Source organism: uncultured Propionibacterium sp., assembly GCF_963539965.1.
Taxonomy (GTDB): Bacteria; Actinomycetota; Actinomycetes; order Propionibacteriales; family Propionibacteriaceae; genus Propionibacterium.
The window spans coordinates 1-3417 of sequence record NZ_CAUTOU010000112.1; the positions used below are offsets into that span (position 1 = coordinate 1).

A 3417-nucleotide genomic window follows, 5' to 3' on the forward strand; every position below is an offset into this window, starting at 1 on the left:
GGGGGGGGGGGCTTGGTGGGTTGGTGGCACACCGCGCCCGGGGCGGGGCGCGGGCTCAGGCCAGGCCGGCGCCCCGCAGCCAGGCCAGCGCCCTTGCCCGCGCCCGTTCGGGGCGCTCGAGCACGCTCGTGCCGTACTCGGCCAGGCCCGGCTCGATCCTCGCGCCGGGGCAGAGCCCGCGCAGCACCGCCAGCGAGTCGCCGAAGCCGGAGCCCCCGTGGGTGCAGAAGGGCAGCAGCCGGACGCCGTCCAGGCCGGTGGCGCGCAGCAGGCCCTGCACCACCATGGGCGGACGGCCGTTCCAGATCGGGTAGCCCAGCAGGACGGCGTCGTAGCCGGACGGCTCGGGCAGCGGCTCCGCGAGAGCGGGGCAGTCGTCCCGCTCGGCCTCGGCCCGGGCCCGTTCGACCGTCGCGTCCAGGTCATCGGGGTAGGGCTCGGCGGGCGCGATCTCGAAGAGCCTGCCGCCGGCCAGTTCGTTGATCATCCCGGCCAGCAGGCCGGTGTAACCGACCGGCAGGTGCGGGTTGCCGAAGTTCTGCCCCGACTTGGAGAAATAGGCGATCAGGATGTTCATGCGCCCTCCTCGACCCGGTCGTCGGCCGACCAGTAGGCGACCAGCTCACGGATGCGGTCCTGCCCGTCGAAGGCGAAGACGTCGATGCCGCGCATGCGCGAGCGGACCGGGCCGGACAGGCGGTAGTCGTAGACGAAGGCCGCGCTGTCGCCGGCGAAGTGCAGCTCCTCGAAGGTCATCGTCACCGTGGCCTCGGGCCCGGGCATGACCTCGGCCAGGGCCGCGCGGATCCGCTCGGGGCCGGTCAGCGTCGGCGAGCCCACCGGATCGGTTCGCGTTCCATCGGGCGCGAACAGCGCAGCGACCGCATCGGGGTCCTGGGCCGACATGGCGTCGACGTACTCCTGGACGACGGCCCGACGACGGGCCCGGGCATCGGCATCACTCGCGGTCATGAGGCCTCCTGACGGTTCCGGTCCGCTGCGGTGCGGACCGTGCCCCGTCCAGGGTACCCGCGCCGGGGGAGCGCCACCCCTCATCGGCTCGGACTCCGCGCTTCCCGCCTGACGCGCGCACATGCCCGCGGTGTTCGCACAGAAGACAGGAGGGCGGTGTTCGCGACGGGAGAGGGCAGGGGGAACAGGACGCGCCGGCCGGCGGTCAGGCGCCGGCGTCCTGGCTGCGGCTCCTGATGCGCACCTTGGCGCGGTCGCGGGCGTCCAGGACCGTCTTGCGCACCCGCACCGCGTCGGGGGTGACCTCGAGGCACTCGTCGGCGGCGCAGAACTCGAGCGACTGCTCCAGGCTCATGCGGCGCGGGGGGATGAGGCGCTCGAGCTCGTCACCGGTGGAGGAGCGCACATTGGTCAGATGCTTCTCCTTGGTGGGGTTGACATCCATCTCGTCGGGACGTGAGTTCTCGCCGACGACCATGCCCTCGTAGACCTCGTCGCCGGGGCCGACGAACAGCTCGCCGCGCTCCTGCAGGTTGAACAGCGCGTAGCTGGACACGACGCCCCGGCGGTCGGCCACCAGCGAGCCGGTGGGCCGGTTGCGCATCTCGCCGGCCCAGGACGTCCAGCCCTCGGAGACGTGGTTCATGATGCCGGTGCCGCGGGTCGCGGTCAGGAACTCGGTGCGGAAGCCGATGAGGCCGCGCGAGGGCACGACGTACTCCATTCGCACCCAGCCCGAGCCGTGGTTGATCATCCGGTCCATGGTGCCCTTGCGGGTGCCCATCATCTCGGTGACGGCGCCCAGGAACTCCTCGGGCACGTCGATGGTGAGCCGGTCGGTGGGCTCCAGCAGGGTGCCGTTCTCGTCGCGGCGGGTGACGACCTCGGGTTTGCCGACGGTCAGCTCGAAGCCCTCGCGGCGCATCATCTCGACGAGGACGGCCAGCTGCAGCTCGCCGCGGCCCTGCACCTCCCAGCTGTCGGGGCGCTCGGTGTCCAGCACCCTGATCGAGACGTTGCCCACGAGCTCGGCGTCGAGGCGGTTCTTGACCAGGCGGGCGGTCAGCTGCGTGCCGGAGCGACCCGACAGCGGCGAGGTGTTGATGCCGATGGTCATCGACAGACTGGGCTCGTCGACGTGGATGAGGGGCAGCGGGCGCGGGTCGTGGGGGTCGCAGATCGACTCGCCGATCGTGATCTCGTCGATGCCGGCGATGGCGATGATGTCGCCCGGGCCGGCCTGTCCGACGCTCACGCGGTCGAGGGCCTCGGTCATGAGCAGCTCGGACAGGCGCACGTTCTGCACCGAGCCGTCGCGGCGGCACCAGGCGACGGTCTGGCCGCGGCTGATCGTGCCCTCGGCGATGCGGCACAGGGCCAGCCGGCCGAGATAGGGGGAGGAGTCGAGGTTGGTGACGTGGGCCTGCAGCGGGGCGCCCTCGGTGTAGGCGGGGGCCGGGATCGAGTCCTCGATGACGTCGAACAGGGGCTGGAGGTCGGCCGAGTCCGGCAGGGCGCCGTCGTCGGGGGCCGTGAGGCTGGCGCGTCCGGCCTTGGCGGCGCAGTAGACGATCGGGAAGTCCAGGCCGGCGGCATCCTCGTCGTCCAGCAGATCCATGAACAGCTCGTAGGTCTCGTCGACGACCTCGCTGATGCGGGCGTCGGGGCGGTCGACCTTGTTGATGACCAGGATGATCGGCAGCTTCTTGTCGAGCGCCTTGCGCAGGACGAAGCGGGTCTGGGGGAGCGGGCCCTCGGAGGCGTCCACGAGCAGCAGCACCCCGTCGACCATCTCAAGGCCTCGCTCGACCTCGCCGCCGAAGTCGGCGTGCCCGGGGGTGTCGATGATGTTGAGGGTGAACTCGCGCCCGTCGCTCATCGTGTGCTCGACGGCCGTGTTCTTGGCGAGGATGGTGATGCCCTTCTCGCGCTCCAGGTCCATGGAGTCCATGACGCGGTTCTCGACGTCCGAGCCCTCGCGGAAGGCGCCGGACTGCCACAGCATGGCGTCGACGAGGGTGGTCTTGCCGTGGTCGACGTGGGCGACGATGGCGACGTTTCGCAGATCCTGGCGTACGGGCATGGAGCTCCAACTGACGAGTAGTGGCCGGCCGTGGGCGTGCAGCGGGCCGGGCGCCGGCACGGTGGCGCAGACGCGCAGTCGATCAGTCTACTCCCGCCGAGAGGCGGGGCCGGGCGCTCCCGATCCGCTCCCCGGCTCGCTCGGGCGGCACCTGCGCCTTCACCCGGGCGGTGCGCCCGCCGCACCCGGCCCAGGTGGTCCTGCCGCAGATCCTGCAGGTGACGGGTCGACACATGCCCGTGCTCCTTCATGCGGGGGAGGGCCCGGTCCCCGGCCGGCCCCGGCGGCCGCATCGCGCCCGGGCCCGTCCGGGCACCGGGTCCGGGGATGCCCCGGGCCTCAGGCGGTGCCGACGTCCTCCA

At 72.1% G+C, this 3417-nt stretch carries 3 protein-coding genes; all 3 read right to left on the bottom strand.

Annotated elements, in window-relative coordinates:
• Positions 1–55 precede the first annotated feature (55 nt).
• Positions 56–577 (bottom strand): flavodoxin, encoded by a 522-nt coding sequence (locus tag R2N01_RS11225; protein ID WP_316671228.1) that lies wholly within the window; start codon positions 575–577, stop codon positions 56–58.
• Positions 574–972, bottom strand: a complete 399-nt coding sequence (locus R2N01_RS11230) for an SgcJ/EcaC family oxidoreductase (RefSeq protein WP_316671229.1) — start codon at positions 970–972, stop codon at positions 574–576. Before R2N01_RS11230 ends, R2N01_RS11225 begins: the two co-directional genes overlap by 4 nt.
• A 205-nt stretch (positions 973–1177) precedes the next feature.
• Positions 1178–3055: a translational GTPase TypA gene (typA, locus tag R2N01_RS11235; RefSeq protein WP_316671232.1), complete on the bottom strand. Its 1878-nt coding sequence runs from the start codon at positions 3053–3055 to the stop codon at positions 1178–1180.
• Between the last annotated feature and the right edge of the window lie 362 nt (positions 3056–3417).